Origin of the sequence: Aeribacillus pallidus, from assembly GCF_050478865.1 — a bacterium.
GTDB lineage: Bacteria > Bacillota > Bacilli > Bacillales > JACDOC01 > JACDOC01.
In genome coordinates this window covers 1-1489 of the sequence record NZ_JBCNBW010000050.1, presented here as the reverse complement: position 1 = coordinate 1489, position 1489 = coordinate 1, and the positions used below count along the sequence as shown (strand labels likewise).

Here is a 1489-nt window from a genome sequence, read left to right as displayed (position 1 = left end):
AAGGTAATCAAACGAACGTCTTATGGAATAAAAAGCTTTGAGCGATTACGAAAAAAGGTATTGTGGCGTCAACTTATCAGAGGGAATGTAGGTTAACCTACATTCCTTCTGATAAGTTGACGCCACAATATCTTTTTTCGTAATCGCTCAAAGCTTTTTATTCCATAAGACATTCGTTTGATTACCTTGGTTGTATTATTTACACCTTCAATATATCCGTTGTTAAATGGATACATGAAGGATTGTAAAATCTCTTGTTTCCACCTATTAAATGTTTGAACGACTTTTTTAAATGCTTCGTTTCCAGATTCCTCAACTCTCGTCATCCATGCTTCTAAACCTGTTTTGGCATTTTCCATTGTACTTGTTTTAAACCAGACATCTAGTTCATTCTTTAACTCATAGGCTTCCCTCAAGTCCGAATCAAGTGCCAAGAGTTCTTCTACTCGCTCTTTCTCTTTTTGATTGAGCTTAAACGGGGATTTCCATAAAAGCTCTTTATTTCTTTTCATTCGAATACGTTGTTCCTTATATAATTTATGTTGCACTTCTCGTCTTACTTGATCAAATGCCCAATAAGCTTGTCTCATAAAGTGAAATCGATCCGCAATAATAAGAGGATTCGCTAATTGTCTTTGAACAGCTTTCTTAAATGACTTGGATAAATCCATCACCACGATCTGTACATTCCCTGTATCACATTGTTTTAAATAGGTTTCAATCGTTTTTACACGTCGGTCTGGCAGAACATCCAAAACTTCTCGATTTTCTACATCGACAATAATCGTTTGATATTTTTCTCCTCCTGCATCACCCTTAAATTCATCAATGGCAATCGCACGCGGAAGTACCTTTTTAACAGGGATGGATCGTGCATCGAACATTCTCAATAGTCGGTTTGTACTCACCCCAGCTAGCATCCCAGCATGTGTAAAGGACATTTCTGCACTTAAACATAATGCCTCCTGAGCCAGCATGAGCGTGTGACGTTGATATCGATCTACAAACGAAAGCTTTTCATAAAAAGTATGACCACATGTTGTACAACGATATCTTCGCTTCTTCACATGTAAGTACACTCTTTTTCCCGCTATTGATGAACTCTGTATTTTTTGCATTCGATAGCTATGGATGCGTTTTGTACGGCTTTTACACTTCGGACATTTCTGCATTTTCACACGTGTATGTAGTTCAAACCAAAATACGCCTTCTTCTTCCCCTGAATCAAAAATCTCTACATGCTTATCTTTAATCCCTAATAAGTTTATGATAGAATGAGTAAGCACCTATCTTCTCTCCCTTTGCTGTCTATTGTGTGGCAACTTTAGATTATCAAAGAGAGAGAAGAAGGTGTTATTTTTTAATCATTTTTTGTGAATTATCTGAGCCCTTGAGATGATAAGCATGACCACCACATTTAGTATAGAGCCAAAAAAATGGCGGTCCCGACGGGAATCGAACCCGCGATCTCCTGCGTGACAGGCAGGCA

General features: G+C 37.9%; 1 protein-coding gene. It reads right to left on the bottom strand.

Going from position 1 to position 1489, the window contains the following annotated elements; all coding sequences use genetic code 11:
- Positions 1 to 92: 92 nt before the first annotated feature.
- The gene (locus ABES52_RS11500; RefSeq protein ID WP_429651299.1) at positions 93 to 1286 is read right to left on the bottom strand and encodes an ISL3 family transposase; all 1194 of its coding nucleotides are present in this window, start codon (positions 1284 to 1286) and stop codon (positions 93 to 95) included.
- Positions 1287 to 1489 lie beyond the last annotated feature (203 nt).